14 protein-coding genes and 1 pseudogene are annotated in these 18418 nt (G+C 68.5%); 12 read left to right on the plus strand and 3 right to left on the minus strand.

Translation table 11 applies throughout. The features are described from left to right. Window positions 1-2: 2 nt before the first annotated feature. Together tssC and tssB are read right to left on the minus strand one after the other, a co-directional pair. The gene (tssC, locus tag ACYAF3_RS24765) at window positions 3-1487 is read right to left on the minus strand and encodes a type VI secretion system contractile sheath large subunit (RefSeq protein ID WP_003089494.1); all 1485 of its coding nucleotides are present in this window, start codon (window positions 1485-1487) and stop codon (window positions 3-5) included. Between the two features lie 22 nt (window positions 1488-1509). Beyond that, entirely contained in the window at window positions 1510-2055 is a 546-nt protein-coding gene (gene tssB, locus ACYAF3_RS24770) for a type VI secretion system contractile sheath small subunit (RefSeq protein ID WP_105579300.1), read from the minus strand. A 208-nt stretch (window positions 2056-2263) separates the two neighbouring features. Between tssB and ACYAF3_RS24775 the strand changes: the two genes are divergently transcribed. From ACYAF3_RS24775 to zapE, 12 genes are all read left to right on the plus strand, one after another. Then, a complete protein-coding gene (locus ACYAF3_RS24775; RefSeq protein ID WP_105579299.1) occupies window positions 2264-2740 on the plus strand; it encodes a type VI secretion protein in 477 nt (158 codons plus the stop codon). A gap of 59 nt (window positions 2741-2799) precedes the next feature. Then, on the plus strand, window positions 2800-4131 hold the full coding sequence (gene tssK, locus ACYAF3_RS24780) for a type VI secretion system baseplate subunit TssK (protein WP_016253423.1): 1332 nt from the start codon (window positions 2800-2802) through the stop codon (window positions 4129-4131). A 17-nt stretch (window positions 4132-4148) separates the two neighbouring features. Further along, window positions 4149-4907, plus strand: a complete 759-nt coding sequence (locus ACYAF3_RS24785) for a DotU family type IV/VI secretion system protein (RefSeq protein ID WP_003104706.1) — start codon at window positions 4149-4151, stop codon at window positions 4905-4907. After that, window positions 4904-8719 carry a type VI secretion system protein gene (locus ACYAF3_RS24790; RefSeq protein ID WP_105579298.1) on the plus strand — a complete coding sequence of 1272 codons (3816 nt, stop codon included), beginning with the start codon at window positions 4904-4906 and terminating at the stop codon, window positions 8717-8719. The genes ACYAF3_RS24785 and ACYAF3_RS24790 overlap by 4 nt, the downstream gene beginning before the upstream one ends. Continuing rightward, a complete protein-coding gene (gene tssA / locus ACYAF3_RS24795) occupies window positions 8716-9816 on the plus strand; it encodes a type VI secretion system protein TssA (protein ID WP_017149049.1) in 1101 nt (366 codons plus the stop codon). The genes ACYAF3_RS24790 and tssA overlap by 4 nt, the downstream gene beginning before the upstream one ends. Before the next feature lie 109 nt (window positions 9817-9925). Continuing rightward, on the plus strand, window positions 9926-11011 hold the full coding sequence (locus ACYAF3_RS24800; protein ID WP_012614153.1) for a sigma-54 interaction domain-containing protein: 1086 nt from the start codon (window positions 9926-9928) through the stop codon (window positions 11009-11011). Between the two features lie 235 nt (window positions 11012-11246). Next, window positions 11247-11555, plus strand: coding sequence for a hypothetical protein (locus ACYAF3_RS24805; protein WP_024917437.1), 309 nt, complete (start codon window positions 11247-11249; stop codon window positions 11553-11555). A 112-nt stretch (window positions 11556-11667) separates the two neighbouring features. Further along, on the plus strand, window positions 11668-12228 hold the full coding sequence (msuE, locus tag ACYAF3_RS24810) for an FMN reductase (protein WP_058139664.1): 561 nt from the start codon (window positions 11668-11670) through the stop codon (window positions 12226-12228). A 9-nt stretch (window positions 12229-12237) separates the two neighbouring features. Continuing rightward, the gene (gene ssuD / locus ACYAF3_RS24815; RefSeq protein ID WP_023110017.1) at window positions 12238-13383 is read left to right on the plus strand and encodes an FMNH2-dependent alkanesulfonate monooxygenase; all 1146 of its coding nucleotides are present in this window, start codon (window positions 12238-12240) and stop codon (window positions 13381-13383) included. A 29-nt stretch (window positions 13384-13412) separates the two neighbouring features. Beyond that, window positions 13413-14597: an acyl-CoA dehydrogenase family protein gene (locus ACYAF3_RS24820; protein ID WP_003104714.1), complete on the plus strand. Its 1185-nt coding sequence runs from the start codon at window positions 13413-13415 to the stop codon at window positions 14595-14597. Then, window positions 14594-15724: a sigma-54 interaction domain-containing protein gene (locus tag ACYAF3_RS24825; RefSeq protein ID WP_003115336.1), complete on the plus strand. Its 1131-nt coding sequence runs from the start codon at window positions 14594-14596 to the stop codon at window positions 15722-15724. The genes ACYAF3_RS24820 and ACYAF3_RS24825 overlap by 4 nt, the downstream gene beginning before the upstream one ends. A 171-nt stretch (window positions 15725-15895) precedes the next feature. After that, the gene (zapE, locus tag ACYAF3_RS24830; protein ID WP_003111446.1) at window positions 15896-17050 is read left to right on the plus strand and encodes a cell division protein ZapE; all 1155 of its coding nucleotides are present in this window, start codon (window positions 15896-15898) and stop codon (window positions 17048-17050) included. Between the two features lie 65 nt (window positions 17051-17115). Here the strand turns inward: zapE and ACYAF3_RS24835 are convergent. Next, a pseudogene (locus ACYAF3_RS24835) lies at window positions 17116-18242 on the minus strand (glycerophosphodiester phosphodiesterase). Between the last annotated feature and the right edge of the window lie 176 nt (window positions 18243-18418).

Here is an 18418-nt window from a genome sequence, read left to right on the forward strand (position 1 = left end):
ACTCACGCCGCTACCGGCGGCGGCAGGTTGGCGACCAGGCGGATCGACGCGCTGAGTTCCTCGAGCTGGAAGTGCGGCCGGAGGAACACCGTGGCGCGGTAGGCCCCCGGTTTGCCGGCCACCTCGCTGACATCCACCCGCGCCTCGCGCAGCGGGTACTGCGCCTTGATTTCCTGCGGTGCGTTGTCGTTGATCAGCACGTAGTCGGCGATCCAGTTGTTCAGGTAGGTCTGCACGTTGTCGCGGGTCATGAAGCTGCCGACCTTGTCGCGCATGATCACCTTCAGGTAGTGGGCGAAGCGCGATGCCGCCAGCACGTACGGCAGCATCGCCGACAGGCGCGCGTTGGCGTTGGCCTCGTTGGTGTTGTAGAGCCTGGCCTTGTTGGTGGTCTGGCCGCCGAAGAACACCGCCACGTCGCTGTTCTTCTTGTGGCACAGGGAAATGAAGCCGAGATCGTTGAGTTCCTTCTCGCGGCGGTCGGTGATCGCCACCTCGGTCGGGCACTTCAGCGACAGGTCGCCGGAGCTGGTGCGGAACGTGTGCGCCGGCAGGCCCTCGACCGCGCCGCCGCCTTCCGCGCCGCGGATCGCCGCGCACCAGCCGTACTTGGCGAAGGCCTCGGTGATGCGCTGCGCCAGGACCCAGGCGGCGTTGCCCCAGAGGTACTTGGAGTGGTCGGTGCCGTTGACGTCCTCGACATAGTTCATGCCTTCCACCGGTCGCGTCTCCGGGCCGTAGGGCAGGCGCAGGAGGAAGTTCGGCAGCACCAGGGACACGTAGCGCGAATCCTCGCTCTCGCGGAAGGCGCGCCACTTGATCAGCTCCAGGCTCTCGAAGATCTTGGTCAGGTCGCGCGGCACGGCCAGTTCGGTGAAGCTGTTCATGTCGAACAGGCGTGGGCTGGCGGCGGCGATGAATGGCGCGTGGGCAGCCGCGGCGACGTTCGACAGCTTCTCCAGCAGGCCGATGTCCTGCGGATGGCGGCCGAAGGTGAAGTCGCCGATCAGCAGGCTGAAGGGGTGTCCGCCGAAGGTGCCGTATTCCTCTTCGTAGATCTTCTTGAACAGTGCGCTCTGGTCGAACTCGACCGCCTTCTCCAGATCGTTCTGCAGTTCGTTCTTGCCGACGTTCAGCAGGCGCAGCTTGAGCCGCGCGCTGGTCTCGGTGTTGCTCACCAGTTGGTGCAGGCCGCGCCAGGAGGCTTCCAGCTTCTGCAACTCGGGGTGGTGGATGATCTGGTTGAGCTGGTCGCTGATCAGCGCATCGATCTGGCTGATGCGGTCGTTGATCATCGCCACGGTGTCCTTGTCGACGGCCATGCCCTCGTCGAGGACCTGGGTGGCGAATTCCGCGAGCATGTCGCGGGCATAGTCCTGCTGGCTGTCGTCGTGGGCCATGCGGCCCTTGGCGATGATCTCGTCGAGCAGGGACAGGGTCTGGGTCGAACTCTCGCCGGATTGTTCGGCGGCGGATGACTTGGGCATGGCGGCTTCTCCGGGAAGAGGGTCAGGCCGGCTGGTCGGCCGGGGGTTCGCTGTCGCCGGCCGGGGCCGCTTCGGCTTCCGGGCGGGCCGCTTTGATTTCCTGCAGGCCTTCGGTGTTGGCCACCACGTCCTGCAGCAACTGGTCGAGGTCGTCGTTGCCGTCGAGCTTGGTCAGCAGGTCGCGCAGGCGCTGGCGCGCTTCGAACAGGCGACGCAACGGGACCACCTGCTTCACCAGGTTGACCGGGTCGAAGTCCTCGATGTGGTTGAAGCGCAGCTCGACGTTCAGCTTGCTGTTGTCGCCGCTGATGGTGTTGTCGACCTGCAGGGTGGCGCGGGGAGAGATGGAGGAGAGGATCTCGTTGAAGTTGTCGCGGTCGATGTCGACGAAACGCCGTTCGACCAGCTTCGCCGGCGGGGTATCCGGCTTGCCGGAGAGGTCGGCGAGGATGCCGACCACCAGGGGCAGCTCCTTCTTCTCGATGGCGTTGCCGATCTCGACGTCGTAGGTGATCTGCACGCGCGGCGGGCGCACCCGGTCCAGCTTGTGCTGCGTACTCTCGGCCATGGCGGCTGACTCCGATGCAATGGTGGGGGAGCAATGCATCGGGGGGATGCCCTGATCATCGCAGTCCCTTGCTGGATCACAGGCATGACAGGGAAAACGGCGCAGAACCTGTCCTTGGCGATCCCTCTGGTCCGTCACTGGCGACGAACTACAAAAGACGCTAGAACAGGTCTATGGATTTGCAAAATAAAATTTTCGTTGGACTCCCATGAAGCACGGATGTTTCACCATATGTCGGAAACTCTCCCTGGCGCTGGCGATCCTGGCGCTGGCCGGCTGCTCGTATTTCTTCGCGCCGCGGGTCGAGTTGCAGCGGCTGACCCTGGATGTCGCCGCGCGCGCCAACGACGACTTGCCGATCGCCGTGGATTTCGTCGCGGTGAAGGATGCGGAGCTGTTCAAGGAACTGGCCGGACTGCCGGCCAGCCAGTGGTTCGCCAATCGCGAGCAGTACCGCCGCGACTACCGGCAGCAGTTCGCGGTATGGAGCCTGGAGCTGGTCCCGGGGCAGTTCATCGAGTCGGAGTCCTTCCCCTTGCGCGGCGACCGCGCAACTGGACTTTTGGTCTTCGCCGGCTATAACACACCCGGCGCGCACCGCTTGCGCCTCGACCAGCAGCAGCGCGTCTGGCTGCGTCTGGATACCCGGGAAATGCGACTGGTCAACGATCCCGCCACGCGTTAGCGGAGGGGCAGGCGAGCGACCGTCGTGCACGACAACGTAGGACGTCGAAGGGGAGTCGTATGAGTGTTCTGCCTGACGCGGTGTGCTGGCACGAAGGGATGCAACTGCTTCCCCAGCATTTCCAGTTGCAGGGATTGCGTGCCGAGGCGCTGGCGGCGCGCACCGGACAGGCCTGCAACCCTTGGTTCTGGGGAGTGACCGCCCTGGAACTGGACCCCTCGGCGTTGTGCGCCGGCCAAGTGCGGGTCCTGCACCTCGAAGCGATCCTGCCCGACGGCCTGCCGGTGAGCGTGCAGGCTGGTGTCGACGCGCCGCTGGAGTTCGATCTGGAGACAGCGCTGGCGGCCGCCGAAGGGCCGCTGCTGAACGTCCACCTGGCGGTCAGCCCGCTGTGGCGGGCGGGTCAGTTGCTGCCGCTGAAGGGCCGTCTGCAATCGCGGGTCGGCGCGCCGCTGCCGGACCTGGCCAGCGGCGAGCACCCCGAGCCGATCACCGTCTGGCGAGCGTCGCTGCGGCTGGTCGGCGACGACGGCAAGGCCGACTCCGTGTGCCTGCCGTTGCTGCGCGTGGCGAAGGAGGGCGGCGCCTACGTCAGCCTGCCCTACGTCCCGCCGACGCCACTGATCCTGCCGGAGTCGCCCCTGGGCAGACGCGTGCAGTCACTCTGCGCGCGGGCCCGGGAGAAGGCGCTGTTCCTCGGCGGGCGCCTGCGCCTGGCGCAGCAGGCGGGCAACCAGGACGACGCGGTGGAAATCCGTCGCCAGCTTGCCGCGCTCTGGACCCGCCTGCCGGAGGTCGAAGGCCTGCTGGCAAGTCGTGCGGCCTCGCCGCTGGCCCTGCACGGCAGCCTGCTGGGCCTGGCCGGTGCCTGGGCGGCGCTCGATCCGCTGGCCGGCGTGCCGGCCTTCGAAGCGCTCGACTTCCTCGACCTGCGGCGTGGCTACGAGCCGCTGCTGGACTGGTTGGAGCGCGCCATCGAGTCGATCCGCGCGGGCTACCGCTGCCTGCCGTTCGAGCAGGAGGAACAGGTATTTTCCGTGCGCCTGCCCGATCCGGCGCCGCGTCAGCGCCTGGTGGTCGGCCTGCGGATGCCCGCCGGCGCCGGCGAACAGGCGGCGGCTGACTGGCTGGAGCGCGCCATCGTCGCCTCCGACCCGCACCTGCCGTTGCTCGCCCGGCAACGCATGAGCGGGCTGCCGCGGCAGCCGATGAATCGCCAGGAACAGGTGGCCTACAGCGTTGGCGACGACACCCGTTTGTTCGTCGTGCAGGGTGCCGGCGACTGGTTCGATGCCGGCCAGCCGCTGCGCATCGTCGCGCCGGTCAGCGGGGTCGCCAGCAGTCCCTGGCAGATCGTGCTGTTCGTCGCCGACGGCAGCGACAACACCTAGACAGGAAGGAGCCGCCAATGCCCGAAGGGAGTGCAGGGCCTTTTTCCCAGGCGTACCAGGAGCAGCCGCTCAGCACGGCATTCCGCCAGGCCTGGCAGGAATGGCTGGAGGCCTGGGGCGCCCTCGACCGGGACGCCCAGGATGTGCCACGGATGGTCGAGCGCGCCCTCGAACTGTCCACCCGCATCACCCGGCGTCTGTGGCGCAGCGCCTTCGCCAGCGTCGGCGACGCGGCGGGCGTGCAGGTCAAGGCGATGGTCTATGCCTTCGTCGCCCTGGTCGACGAGACCCTGGTCTTCAGCGCCTGGCCGGGGCAGGGCGCCTGGCAGGACAAACCGCTGGAGTCGCATCTCTACGGCAGTCGCCAGGCGGGCGAATACCTGCCGCTGGCGATCAAGCGCCTGCTCGACGAACGCGCCCCGGCCAGTCGCGACCTGGCCAACGTCTACCTGCAATGCCTGATCCTCGGCTTCCGCGGTCGCCTGCGCGGGCCGCGCGGCGAGGCGCTGCACGAGAAGTGGCGGCAGGCGTTGTTCGCCTTCGCCTGGCAGCGCGAGGCGGACGCCGCCGACCTCGGCCGTCGCCTTGAGCAGCCCGCCGCTGCGCCGCCACGGCGTCTGCCGGTGCGCGCAGCGCTGCCGGACGGCTTCCGCCTGGGCCTGGCGGTGCTCGGGCTGGTGCTGTTGATGAGCGGTATCGGACACCTGTTCTGGCGCGACATCCAGCACGAAATGGCGGCGGTGACCCACCTGGCCGATGCGGAGCAGGCGCCATGAGCGGCGCGACGCTGTTCATGCTGGTTCTCCTCCTGGTGCTGCTGGCGCTGCTGCTGGGGGCGCTGGGCTGGTGGTGGCGAACCCGCGGTGGTACGGAGATCCGCAGCTTCTACGCGGCGGTCCGGCAGATGGAGCGCGAGCAGGGCTGGCAGGGCCGCTACGAAGCGCCCTGGCTGCTGATGCTCGGCAACGAGACCGAGGGCGAGCAGTTGTGCGCCACCTGGCGCCTGCTGCCGGTGGCGCGTCCGGCCTGGTTCGGCCGCTGGTGGTCGGACGGCGAGGGGGCGATCCTGCTGGTGCCCGAGTCGGTGTTCCTGCCCGACGAGGGCCTGCGCCGGCAAAGCGGCGCCTGGCTGCGCCTGTTGCGTCTGTTCCTGCGCCTGCGCGGCAGGCGCGCGCTGGACGGGGTGGTCTGGAACATTCCGCTGGCGCGGTTGCAGGATGGCGAGCAGGCGGCCAACCTCGGCCTCGCCGCGCGCCGTCGCTACGTGGAACTGACCCAGCGCCTTGGCCTGAGCCTGCCGGTTTACGTGGTGATCACTGGCCTGGAAGACCTGCCGGGTTTTCAGGAACTTCTCGCGGCGCTGCCCGAGGAGGCGCGCGAGCGCGCCCTCGGCTGGTCCTCGCCGTTCGCCGCCGAAGCGGCCTGGCAGTCGCGCTGGTGCGAGCAGGCGCTGGAGGAAATCACCGCCACCCTGACCGAGTCGATCGTCGAACTCGGTACCTTGCGCGGCCAGGTGGACAATGAGCTGTATTGCCTGCCGCCACGCCTGGAAAGCCTCCGCGGTTCGTTGCAGGCGCTGCTCGAACCGGTCTTCCAGGGCAACGCCAGGGGCGAGGCGCCGCGCTTTCGCGGTCTCTACCTGAGCGGCAGCGAGGCGGCGGGCGCGGCAGCCGACGAAGTCCTGCCGGCGGTCGACGCGCCGCGTCGGCGCAGCAGCTTCGCCAGCCAACTGTGGGCACGGCGGATCCTTGCCGAGGAAGGCCTGGCCCAGGCGGTGCCGCGCATCCTCCAGCTGCGTCAGCGCTGGCAGCGCGGGATCGGCCTCGCCGCGTTGTGCCTGTGCCTGCTCTGGGGCGGCCTGATGACCTGGGTCTGGCGCGACGCGCTGCGCGACGCCGGTGAACTGTCGCAACTGCTGCATGGCGCCAGTGAGCGCTACCAGCCGCTCGACGACGACACTCGGCGCGCCGCCCAGGTCCGGCAGAACGTCCAGGCCTGGTGGCAACTGGTGTCACAGGCGCCGCGCTGGCGCTTCACTTCGCTGGCGTTTCCCAGTTCCTGGTTTTCCTCCCTGGATGCACGTATCGACAACGCGTATCGCCGCGTTTCCGAGCGCCTGCTGGTGCGACCGCTGCGCAGCCTGCTGGAAGGCGAGGCGAGCGACCTGCGGGCGATCCGCAGCGATGGCCAACCCGGCCTGAAGGAGGGCGACGACCCCAGCCAGTGGAAGGACTACCTGGCGGCGAAGGACCTGGTCGCCCGCGCCATTACCCTGGAGCGCCACAATCGCTTGTTCGCCCAGGCCATCGACAACCGCAGGACGCCGCTCGACGACCTTCTGCAACTGAGTAACGATGCCTTGGGCAGCAGCTACAACGCCGGCAGCCTGGCGCGCCTGGCCTATTACAACCGCACGCTGTTCGCCGAGCGTCCGGCCGATCTCGCCGCCCTCGACCTGGGCCGGGTCGCCGCCACGGCGGCGGATAACTTCCATGACCTGATGGCACGCTGGCTGAACGCCTACTTCCTCACCGACAGCCTGGAACGCACCGGCAATGCCCTGACCCAGGAACTCGCGCAGCTCGGCCAGGAACGAGACGCCACGGCGGCCCAGTTGCTGGGGATCGGCGAATTGATCAACCACCTGCAGCAACAGGTCAACCGCATCAACCTGATCTGGGGCAATGGCGTCGGCCAGGATCTCGTCCCTGGCTACCAGAACCTGCTCAAGAGCGCCCAGCAAAGCAGCCTGCTGGGAGACCGCGTGGAGGAACTGCAGAACCTCACCGTGCAGTTGCAGCAGCAGTTTCGCAGCGAATGGATCGCGCCTCCGGAGGCTGCCGGCGACGGCCTGCTGGTGAAACAGGGGGCGACGCTCAAGCTGGCCGATGACCTGCTCGGTCTGAAACGCGCCATCGATGACCTGAAGACCAAGGACTTCGTCTCCGTGGCCCTGGCGGACAAGACACTGGCGGACCACTCCTTGCTGAGCATCGACGATATCGGCGTGACTCAGGCGTTGAGCTTCTTCAACGACTTCACCGGCTACTACGAGAGCACCCTGCCATCGCTCAACCCGCGCTATCGCTATTCGGTCCTGCACGCCGCCGCCAGCGCGGCGACCGAGGCCATGTGGCAAAGCCTCGGGCCGCGCAGTCGTAGCCTGGCCAGTCGCAATGCCTCGCGTTTCGACGTGCAGGTCAAGCAGGTCCAGGTGTTGCAGGCGGCGCTGCTGGAGTTGCAGGACCTGCAGGCCGGCGCGCGCCTGCTGCTCAGCCTCAACGCGCTGGCCGTGGCCGATATCGGCCAGGCCCTGCGCGACATCGACGAGCAGGCGGTGCTGCGCGAGCCGGTCGATTTCAGCCGCTGGTCGGGCGCGCCGAATTTCGGCCTGCAGATGTTCCGCGCCCAGGACAGTGCCGAGCTGAAGCAAAGCCTGAACAGCCAGTTCAATGCCATGGCGGCGGTCGCCGAACGCCACGCCCCGGCGCTGGAGTGGTTGCAGGCGCAGCAATCCAGCCTGGCCACCGCCGACTACAACGCGTTCGTGCGCTTCAGCGCGCTCAACGCCGAACTGCAGAAATTCAAGGCCGACAACCCGGCGAGCACCGCGGCGCAGTTGGCGAAGCTGGTGGGTAACGATTTCAACCAGATGGACATCGGCAGTTGCGCCGACATTCTCAACGGCGTGCTCCTACCGTCCAGCCGCAGCGACCTGGCGACGCGCCTGGTGGACCTGCGCCAGGGCGCGCTCGGGCGCTGCCAGTCGTTGCAACAGCAGCAGGCGGCGCAGGCCTGGAAGGACCTCGCCGACTACTTCAACCAGTACCTCGCCGGACGCTTCCCGTTCGCCTACAGCCTGGAAGCGGCCGATGCCGAGCCGGGGCGGGTGCGGCACCTGCTGCAACTGATGGAGACGCGCTTGCCGCAGGTGCGCGAAGGGCTGGCCCAGGTTCGCTCGCCGGACCTGCCGGCCGCCGAGGACTTCGTCCGCCGCCTGGAGCAGGCGCAGCGCTGGCTCGGCCCGCTGTTCGAGCGCGACAAGTCGGGCCTGCTCGGCGTCGCCCTGGACATCGACTGGCGCAGCGACCGCAGCCTGGAACGCGGCGCCGACCAGGTGATCGCCTGGAGCCTGTACTCGGGCGACCAGGAAAGCCGTTTCCCCGGCGCGCAGGACAAGGGCCTGACCTGGAATGTCGGCGATCCGCTGAAAATCATGCTGCGCTGGGCGAAGAACGGCTCGCAGCGTCCGGCAGACGACCCGCGCCAGGCCAGCCTGGCGGTGGCCGACCTCGAGGCCGGCTGGAGCTACCAGGGCTCCTGGGCGCTGTTGCGCATGATGCGCGCGCACTTCTCCCGGCAGCGCCCGCCGAACGTCGACTACACGGAGTTTCCGCTGGTCCTGCAACTGCCGGTGTATGCGCCTTACAACCCGGAAAACGAGGCGCGGATGTTCCTCCGCCTGTCGTTGATGAGCCTGGGCGGCAAGACCCCGCTGTCCATCCAGCCGCTGCCGGTGCGCGCGCCGCAATCGCCGTTCGCGACGCTGTTGCCGGCCACCGTCGCCAGCACCGGAGGTACCCCATGACCCTGCCTCTTTCCGGCAACGCCCTGTCCCTGGAAGTGCTGCTCGAACCGATCGACCCCGGACAGCCGTGCGGCCCCAGCCTGCGCTACGACCCGGACTACGACCGCCTGCGCGAGTTGCGCCGGGAGGACGACAGCAGCCTGCCGACCGGCGTCTGGCAAGCGGAGGCCAAGCGCGCCGACTGGGCCGCGGTGGAGCAGTTGGCCAGCGAACTGTTGCAGCGGCGCAGCAAGGACCTGATGCTCGCCGCCTGGCTCGGCGAGGCCTGGCTGCAACGCGGCGGGCTGGGCGGATTGCAGCGCGCGCTGGTGCTGCTGGCGGAACTCTGCGAGCGCTACCCCGAGGAGGTGCATCCGCAAGCCCAGGACGGCGACCAGTCGTGGCGGGTGCCGCCCATCGACTGGCTGTTGCGCCGCTATGCCGAGCTGCTGCACACGCGCCTGCCGCTGATGGGGCAGGGCGCGTTCGCCGAGATCACCCTCTATGCCTGGCAGAGGTTGCAGCGCCAGCAGGTCGCCAGCGGCGACAGCAAGAGCGCCAAGGCGGCGCTGGAAGCGGCGCAACTTCAGCAGAAGAAGCTAGACGAAGCGTTGCGCGCGGAGCCCCTGGTGCAATGGCAGCGCAAGCAGGCCAGCCTGCTCGCCTGCCAGCAGCAACTACTGCGCCTGGAACAGTGGTGCGACCGCTGCCTGGGCGAACTCGCCCCCAGTTGCCAGCCATTGCGCGAGGTCATCGCGCAATGGCTGGCCTTGCTCAAGGAGTTCATCGCCATGCACCCGCAAGCGCCGCTGTCCGAAGAACAGCCCCCGGTCGCGGAGGCGGATGCCAGCGAAGGCGACGCGGACGGCGAGGAAAGCGTCCCGGCGAGCGCGCCGAGCGGGCCGGCTGGCGCGCCGACCAGCCGCGAGGACGCCTACCGGCAATTGCTGCTGATCGCTGACTACCTGGCGCGCACCGAGCCGCACAGCCCGGTTCCCTACCTGATCAAGCGCGCGGTGGAGTGGGGCAACAAGCCGCTGAGCGAGTTGCTGGCGGAGCTGATCAATGCGGACTCGGAGGCGCGCCGAGTCTGGTCGCTGCTTGGCGTACTGCCCTAATGAGCGGGGTTATATTTTTTATTCGAATATATAAATACGAATTCAGAATTTTTTAATCTATGGGTTCCTGGGGCAAGATGGGCGCACATTCCCCGGCTCGGAACCCAGCATGTCCGTCATCACCCATCCCCACGCCCGCGAGCTGACCAAATCGGTGCGCGCCACCGTGCTGGTGTTCAACGACCCCCGTTCCCGCGAGCTGCTGGAGCGCATCGAGCGCCTGGCGCCCAGCGAGGCCAACGCGCTGGTCATCGGCGAGACCGGCACCGGCAAGGAGCTGGTGGCGCGCCATATCCACGCCCTCAGCGGACGCAACGGCGGCCCGTTCGTCGCGGTCAACTGCGGTGCTTTCGCCGAGAGCCTGGTGGAGAGCGAGCTGTTCGGTCACGAGAAGGGCGCCTTTACCGGTGCGTTGCAGAGCAAGGCCGGCTGGTTCGAGGCAGCCAACGGCGGCACCCTGTTCCTCGACGAGATCGGCGACCTGCCGCCGAGCATCCAGGTCAAGCTGCTGCGCGTGCTGCAGGAGCGCGAGGTGGTGCGGCTCGGTTCGCGCCGGCCGATCCCCATCGACGTGCGGCTGGTGGCGGCGACCAACGTCGACCTGGCCGACGCGGTGGTCGCCGGGCACTTCCGCGAGGACCTGTTCTACCGCCTGCACGTGGCGACCATCCAACTGCCGCCGTTGCGCGAGCGCCGCGGCGATATCCTGCCGCTGGCCGAGTACTTCATCGTCGAGCACTGCCGGCGCCTCGGCTACACCAGCGCGAGCCTGAGCCCGGAAGCCGAGCGCAAGCTGCTCGGGCATTCCTGGGCGGGCAATATCCGCGAGCTGGAGAACGCCATCCACCACGCGCTGCTGGTCTGCCGCAACCGCCTGATCCAGCCGGCCGACCTGCACCTCATCGACATGCGTGCGCGCCAGGAGCCGAGCGGCTTGCGCCGCGCTCCCGAAAGCGCCGCCGGCTCGGCGCTGGAGGCGGCGCTGCAGGCGCTGTTCGAGGAAAACCGCGAGGATCTCTACGAGCACATCGAGGAAACCGTGTTCCGCGCCGCCTATCGCTTCTGCCACGGCAACCAGTTGCAGACCGGACGCCTGCTGGGGATCAGCCGCAACATCGTGCGCGCCCGCCTGGAGAAGATCGGCGAGCTGGAAACCTCGCCACGACACAACGTGGTCTCGCTGGTGGGCAAGTGAGCGTGGCGCTTTACAGTCTTTCACAATTCCCCCACAAAACCGGCAAGAACCCGGACGGCGGCTGTTCTACAACGGAGCGGTGAATCTCGTTGGCCGGACCAGGGACGTCGCCATGCTTCGCTCCGCTCGCCTGTGTCGCTCGCTCTCGGTAGCCGCTTTCCCGGCCGCGCCGAGTCCGCCCGGTCCTCCAGTCACAGCAACCTTGGTTTCCCGACCCGGCGAAGAGGATCGCTGCATGCCGTACTGTTCGCCGGAACAACTCGCCGACCTCGGCCCGCTGCTGGATTGCGTGCGCCGCTGGCCGCGCATCCGCGAGCCGCGGCCGGGGGTGTTCTACCTGGGCGACCAGCCGTTCTGCCAGTTCCATTCGCGCAATGGCCAGCGCTGGGCCGACGTCAAGCGCCGCAAGGGACGCTTGCCGCCGTTCGTCCTGCCGCCGGGCGACCAGCATTCGGCGCGGGCATTCCAGATATTCCTGCTCCAGGCCTACAAGCTGAACTGTTGCCCGGGCAACAGTCGGACAGCAGCGCTGTTGCGTGGCTGACAGGCCGAGGCCGGAAACCCGCCGCAACTGCCCGGAAAGCGCACATTTCCCCGTTGGTACGGCCCTTGCTCCAGGGCACTGCACCTAGCGCAACAGTCCACAGGGAAATCCCATGACCAGCCCCTTCAAAGTCGTCGCCGTCTCCGGCGGCACCTATCGCCCGTCCCGCACCCTGGTGCTCACCCAGGCCCTGATCGCCGAGCTTGGCCAGTCGCTGCCGATCGACAGCCGGGTCATCGAGCTGACCGACATCGCCGCGCCGCTGGGCGCTACCCTGGCGCGCAACCAGGCGCCGGCGGAACTGCAGGCGGTGCTCGACGAGATCGAAAGCGCCGACCTGCTGCTGGTCGCCTCGCCGGTCTATCGTGGCTCCTATCCGGGCCTGCTCAAGCACCTGTTCGACCTGATCGACCTCAACGCCTTGGTCGACACCCCGGTGCTGCTCGCCGCCACTGGCGGCACCGAGCGCCACGCGCTGGTCCTCGACCACCAGTTGCGCCCGCTGTTCAGCTTCTTCCAGGCGATCACCCTGCCCATCGGGGTCTACGCCAGCGAGGCCGACTTCGACAACTACCGGATCGTCAGCGAGCCGCTGAAGGCGCGCATCCGCCTCGCCGCCGAGCGCGCCGCGCCGCTGTTCGGCGGACGCTCCGAACTGTTGAAGATCGCCTGAGGTGCGCCGATGAACGTGTTCTGGTTCCTCCCGACCCACGGCGATGGCCACTTCCTCGGCACCAGCCAGGGCGCGCGGCCGGTCTCGCTGCCTTACCTGAAGCAGGTGGCTCAGGCGGCCGACAGCCTCGGCTACCACGGCGTGCTGATCCCCACCGGACGCTCCTGCGAGGACTCCTGGGTGGTGGCCTCGGCGCTGGCGCCGCTGACCGAGCGCCTGCGCTACCTGGTGGCGATCCGTCCGGGAATCGTTTCGCCGACCGTCTCGGCGCGGATGGCGGCGACCCTCGACCGCCTGTCCGGCGGGCGCCTGCTGATCAACGTGGTCACCGGCGGCGATCCCGACGAGAACCGCGGCGACGGCATCCATCTCGGCCACGCCGAGCGCTACGAGGTCACCGACGAGTTCCTTCGGGTCTGGCGGCGCGTCCTGCAGGGCGAGGCGGTGGACTTCCACGGCAAGCACATCCACGTGGAGAACGCCAAGGCGCTCTATCCGCCGCTGCAACGGCCGTATCCGCCGCTGTACTTCGGCGGTTCCTCGGAGGCCGCCCACGAACTGGCCGGCGAACAGGTGGACGTCTACCTGACCTGGGGCGAGCCGTTGCCGGCGGTGGCGGCGAAAATCGCCGACGTGCGCCAGCGAGCGGCTCGCCATGGGCGTACGGTGAAGTTCGGCATCCGCCTGCATGTGATCGTCCGCGAAACCGCCGAAGAAGCCTGGCGCGCCGCGGACAGGCTGATCGAACACATCTCCGACGAAACCATCGCCGCCGCGCAGCAGTCCTTCGCCCGTTTCGACTCCGAAGGCCAGCGACGCATGGCCGCGCTGCACGGCGGCCGCCGCGATCGCCTGGAGATCCAGCCGAACCTCTGGGCCGGGGTCGGCCTGGTGCGCGGCGGCGCCGGCACCGCGCTGGTCGGCGATCCGCGGCAGGTGGCGGAGCGCATCGGGGAATACGCCGAGCTCGGCATCGACAGCTTCATCTTCTCCGGCTATCCGCACCTGGAAGAGGCCTACCGCTTCGCCGAACTGGTCTTCCCGCTGCTGCCCGAACCCTACGCCAGCCTGGCCGGCCGTGGGCTGACCAACCTGACCGGGCCGTTCGGCGAAATGATCGCCAACGACGTGCTGCCGGCTCGCGCCGGCGCTTGAGCGGCCGTGCCCCCGAGGAGAAACGCCCTGTGAATGCGAAGACCCGCCCCGAGGCGCAAACGCCGTTGCAGATTGCCCGGCGCCTGGCCGCCGATTTCGCCGAGAACGCCGCCGAGCGCGACGTCGCCGGCGGCACCCCGAAGGCCGAGCGCGACGCGTTGCGCCGCAGCGGCCTGTTGTCGCTGATCATCCCGCGCGAATACGGCGGCCTGGGGGCGAGCTGGAGCGAAACCCTGCAAACCGTGCGCGAACTGGCCCGGGTCGACAGCTCGATCGCCCACGTCTATGGCTTCCAGCACCTGATGCTGGCCACCGTGCGCCTGTTCTCGCGGCCCGAGCAATGGCAGCCGTGGTTCGAGCTGACCGCGCGCAACCGCTGGTTCTGGGGCAACGCGCTGAACCCGCTGGACAACCGTACCGTGGCCCGGCGCTTCGACGGCTGGCGCGAGTTCTCCGGGAAGAAGAGCTTCTGCTCCGGCGCCCGCGATTCGGAGATGCTCATCGCCTCGGCACTGGACGGCGAGGGCGGGGCGCTGCTGATTGCCGCCATTCCCACCGCGCGCAGCGGTATCAGCCTGGGCCAGGATTGGGACAACATGGGCCAGCGGCAGACCGACAGCGGCAGCGCGATCTTCGAGCGGGTGCGGGTGGAGGAGAGCGAGTTGCTGCTCGATCCCGGGCCGCTGAGCACGCCGTTCGCCTGCCTGCGGCCGCTGATCGCCCAGTTGATCTTCACCGAGGTGTTCCTCGGCATCGCCGAAGGCGCCTTCGAGGAGGCTCGCCAGTACACCCTGCGCGAAGCGCGACCGTGGTTCCGCTCCGAGGTCGCCGAGGCCAATGCCGACCCCTATGTGCTGGCGCGCTACGGCGAATTCTGGGTCGGCCTGGAAAGCACCCGGGCGCTGGTCGAGCGCGCCGCGCAGCGCCTCGACGCCGCCTGGTCCAAGGGCCCGGCGCTGGACGCCAGCGAGCGCGGCCAGTTGGCCCTGGCCATCGCCGCCGCCAAGGTCGCCGCGACGCGCAACGGCCTCGACCTGTGCAACCGCATGTTCGAAGTCACCGGCGCCCGCTCCACTCACGCCGCCCTGCGCCTGGACCGCTACTGGCGCAACCTGCGCACCCAGACCCTGCACGACCCGCTGGACTACAAGATCCGCGAGCTGGGCGACTGGGCGCTGAACCAGTCACCGCCGCAACCGACCTTCTACTCATGAACGCTTCTACCCATACTCCCGACCGGCTGCTGACGCTGCCACGTTCGCCGAACCTGGCGACCTCGATCCGCGCCACCGCCCAGGTCTTCGAGGATCCGAAGTCCCAGGCCCTGCTCGAACACCTGCGCCAGGTGGCGCCGAGCGAGGCCAGCGTGCTGGTGATCGGCGAGACCGGCACCGGCAAGGAACTGGTGGCGCGGCATATCCACAACCTCAGCGCGCGGCGCACCGGTCCGTTCGTGGCGGTCAACTGCGGGGCCTTCTCCGAGTCACTGGTGGAAGCCGAGCTGTTCGGCCACGAGAAGGGCGCCTTCACCGGCGCCCTGGCGGCCAAGGCCGGCTGGTTCGAGGAGGCCAACGGCGGCACCCTGTTCCTCGACGAGATCGGCGACCTGCCGATGCCGATCCAGGTCAAGTTGCTGCGCGTGTTGCAGGAGCGCGAGGTGGTGCGCCTGGGGTCGCGCAAGAGCATCCCCATCGACGTGCGCGTGCTGGCGGCGACCAACGTGCAACTGGAGAGGGCGATCAATGCCGGGCACTTCCGCGAGGACCTGTACTACCGGCTCAATGTCGTCAGTCTCGAACTGTCGCCGTTGCGCGAGCGACCCGGCGACATCCTGCCGCTGACCCGCCACTTCATCGCCGAATACAGCCGTCGCCTGGGCTACGGCCAGAGCCAGTTGAGCCCGGAGGCGGCGCAGAAGTTGCGTGCCTATTCCTGGCCGGGGAACATCCGCGAGCTGGAGAACGTCATCCACCATACCTTGCTGATCTGCCGCGACGGGCTGATCCGCGCGGATGACCTGCACCTGTCCAACCTGCGCCTGGAGCGTGGCGAGGAGCTGGCGCGCGGGGGCCCGGCGAGCGGCGCCGCCGAGCACTTGTTGCAGCAGGCTTTCCAGCGTCTGTTCGAAGAGCAGGGCGAGAACCTCCATGGGCGGGTCGAAGATGCCCTGCTGCGCGCGGCGTACCGTTTCTGCCACGGCAACCAGGTGCATACCGCCAACCTGCTGGGACTCAGCCGCAACGTCACGCGCACGCGGCTGATCGCCATCGGCGAACTGGTGGTGAACAAGCGCGGTGGCCAGCGGATCGATGGCGAGCGGGCGGTGCGGTTGTCGATCTGAGTTCAGGCGCTCGGGATCGCGGCGGGTAAGCGCAAGCGGTTATTCGGCCAACCTCCCGCGACTATCCGCCGTGCCGGCGCTGCGGCATTCGCCCAAACCCAGCCGGGCGCAGTAGACTCGGCGCTTTGCGGAGCGTCTGGCTCCGCGCTCTGCGCCAGGTGGAACTGCCCGATGCCCGATACCTCTCCCGATCTGCCGGCCATGTCGCCGCTCGCCGTCTATCGCCAGGCCGTGGAACAGCGCGGTTTCGCTCCCGACGAGGCGCAGCGGCGCGCCGCCGAGGCGCTGGAGCGTTGTTTCCAGGCCCTGCATGAAGCTCACCGCCACGGCGCGATCCAGGGCGTCTACCTGTGGGGACCGGTAGGACGCGGCAAGACCTGGCTGATGGATCACTTCTACCAGTGCCTGCGCGTGCCCGCGCGGCGCCAGCACTTCCACCACTTCATGCAATGGGTGCACCAGCGCCAGTTCGAACTGACCGGTACAGCCGACCCGTTGCGCGCCCTGGCCCGCGAGTTGGCGCGGGACGTGCGGGTGCTGTGCTTCGACGAGCTGTTCGTCAGCGATATCGGCGACGCCATCCTGCTCGGCAGCCTGCTGCGCATCATGTTCGAGGAGGGCGTGGTGCTGGTGGCCACTTCCAACCAGCCACCGGAGCAGTTGTACGCCGACGGTTTCAACCGCGAACGCTTCCTCCCGGCGATCGAGGCGATCCAGCGGCACATGGCGGTGGTCGCGGTGGATGGCGGCCAGGACCACCGCCTGCATCCCGGCCGGGCCGAGCAACGCTACTGGGTGGTGGAGGCGGGGCAGGCGAGCGGTTTCGCCGAACTCTTCGCGCGCCTGAGTGCCGGCGAAGCGGCATCCACGCAGCCCATCGAACTGGGGCACCGCCCGCTGGCGGTGCACCGGCACAGCGAATCGGTGCTCTGGTGCAGCTATGCGCAGCTCTGCGAGGCGCCGCTGTCGGCGCTGGACTTCATCGGCCTTTGCGACCGCTACCGGGCGATCCTGATGGACGACCTGCCGTGCCTGAGCGCCAGCCAGCGCGAAGGCCGCATAGCCCGTGGCACCGAGGACGGCGCGCAACTGGTGGAGGCGGGGGATCGCGAATTGCCGCAGTTGTCGGTGCACGACGACGGCGTGCGGCGCTTCATCGCCCTGGTGGACGAATGCTACGACCGCAAGGTGCCGCTCTACCTGGAGGCCAGGGTGCCGTTGGAGGCACTTTATACCGAGGGCTACCTGGCCTTCGCCTTCCGTCGCACCCTCAGCCGGCTGCGCGAGATGCAGCTGGCACGCTTCGGCAGCGACAGCGCCGGCTAGCGCCGCGCCGCCGAAGCGGGAACTGCGGATGGCCGCCCGCGCTCATCCGCCGGCCAGGCCGAGGCTCAGTAGCCGTGCCGGCGCAGCAGCGCGTCCATGTCTTGCGCCGCCGGGCGGCCCTGGAACTTCAGCAGTTCCGAGGTGCGGTTGGTGAAGAAACCGTCGACGCCGGCCGCGCCTAGGGCCTTGAAGTCTTCCGCCGAGTCCACCGAGTAGGCATGGATGAACAACCCGCGCGCGTGGGTCATGCGGTTCATCCAGGGTTTCACCAGGTCGGCGTAGCTCTGTTCGCCGCGTTCGCTGAGGGTCGCCGAGGGCCCGGTGCCCAGCGCGCCGTGGGCCTTGGCCCAGTCCAGCCAGGCGCCGAACTCGGCTTCGGACTTCACTTCCTGCCTGGCATAGAAGGCCGCCTTGTCGGTTTCCCCGGATTCCTTGAAGGTCACTGGCGAACGGGCTTCCAGGTAACCGTCGCCGAGCCACAGCAGGAGAATCTTCGGCACTTGCGGCATGCTTTCTTGCAGCAGTTCCAGGCTGCTCTTCTCGAAGGTCTGCAGGATCACCCGGCCATTGCCGTGGGCCACGTCGACATGCCCGGCGGCGGCGCGCTCGCGGGGTTGCAGCCAGCCGCGGCGTTCCAGCAGCTTGCGCAGGTCGTCTTCGATGCCGGGGAATTGCGCCGGTACCTTGGTCTCCAGGTACAGGCCCGGCTTGTTGGCGCCGCCCTCGGCGATGTCGAGCATCTCGTCGAGGGTGAGGATGCGCAGGCCGACGAAGCCGGGCCGGGCGCGCTCGGGGAAGGCGCGATTGAACCAGGAGCCGGCGTCCAGGCGCTTGAGTTCGGCGAGAGTGAAGCTGCTCACCGGGTCCTTGGCGCGCTCCGGGAAGACCTCGGCGACGTCGGTGGTGCGCTCCAGGGTGTCGTCGTGGAGGGCGACCAGCACGCCGTCGCGGCTGCGCTGCACGTCGGCTTCCAGGTAGTCGGCGCCGAGGTCGCGGGCCAGCAGGTAGGCCGCGGCGGTTTCCTCGGGGGCGTCGTACGAGGCGCCGCGGTGGCGATGACCGCCGGCCAGGGCACGCCGGCGGCGGCGCTGAGGGCCTTGCCGGACGGCTCCGCGGCCTGGGCGGCGAGCCCCGCCGTCAGGCCGAGGAGGCCCAGGGTCTTGAATGTTCCTTGCCAGAATCTTTGCCGCATGAGGCGCCTTTCCTTCTTTCTTTTTCACGGGATTGCCGACCAGTCTGGCGTCGCCGGATGACCGGAGGACGACAGATACAGGTCTGTCCGGCGCGGGGAAAGATGCGCTGTCGCGGCGACGCTGGTTCCTGTCGCCCTCGGCAAAGCGCCAGCCCTCCCAGGCCGGGAGGGCGGAT

The sequence above is a fragment of the Pseudomonas sp. TZ252 genome (genome assembly GCF_056110345.1).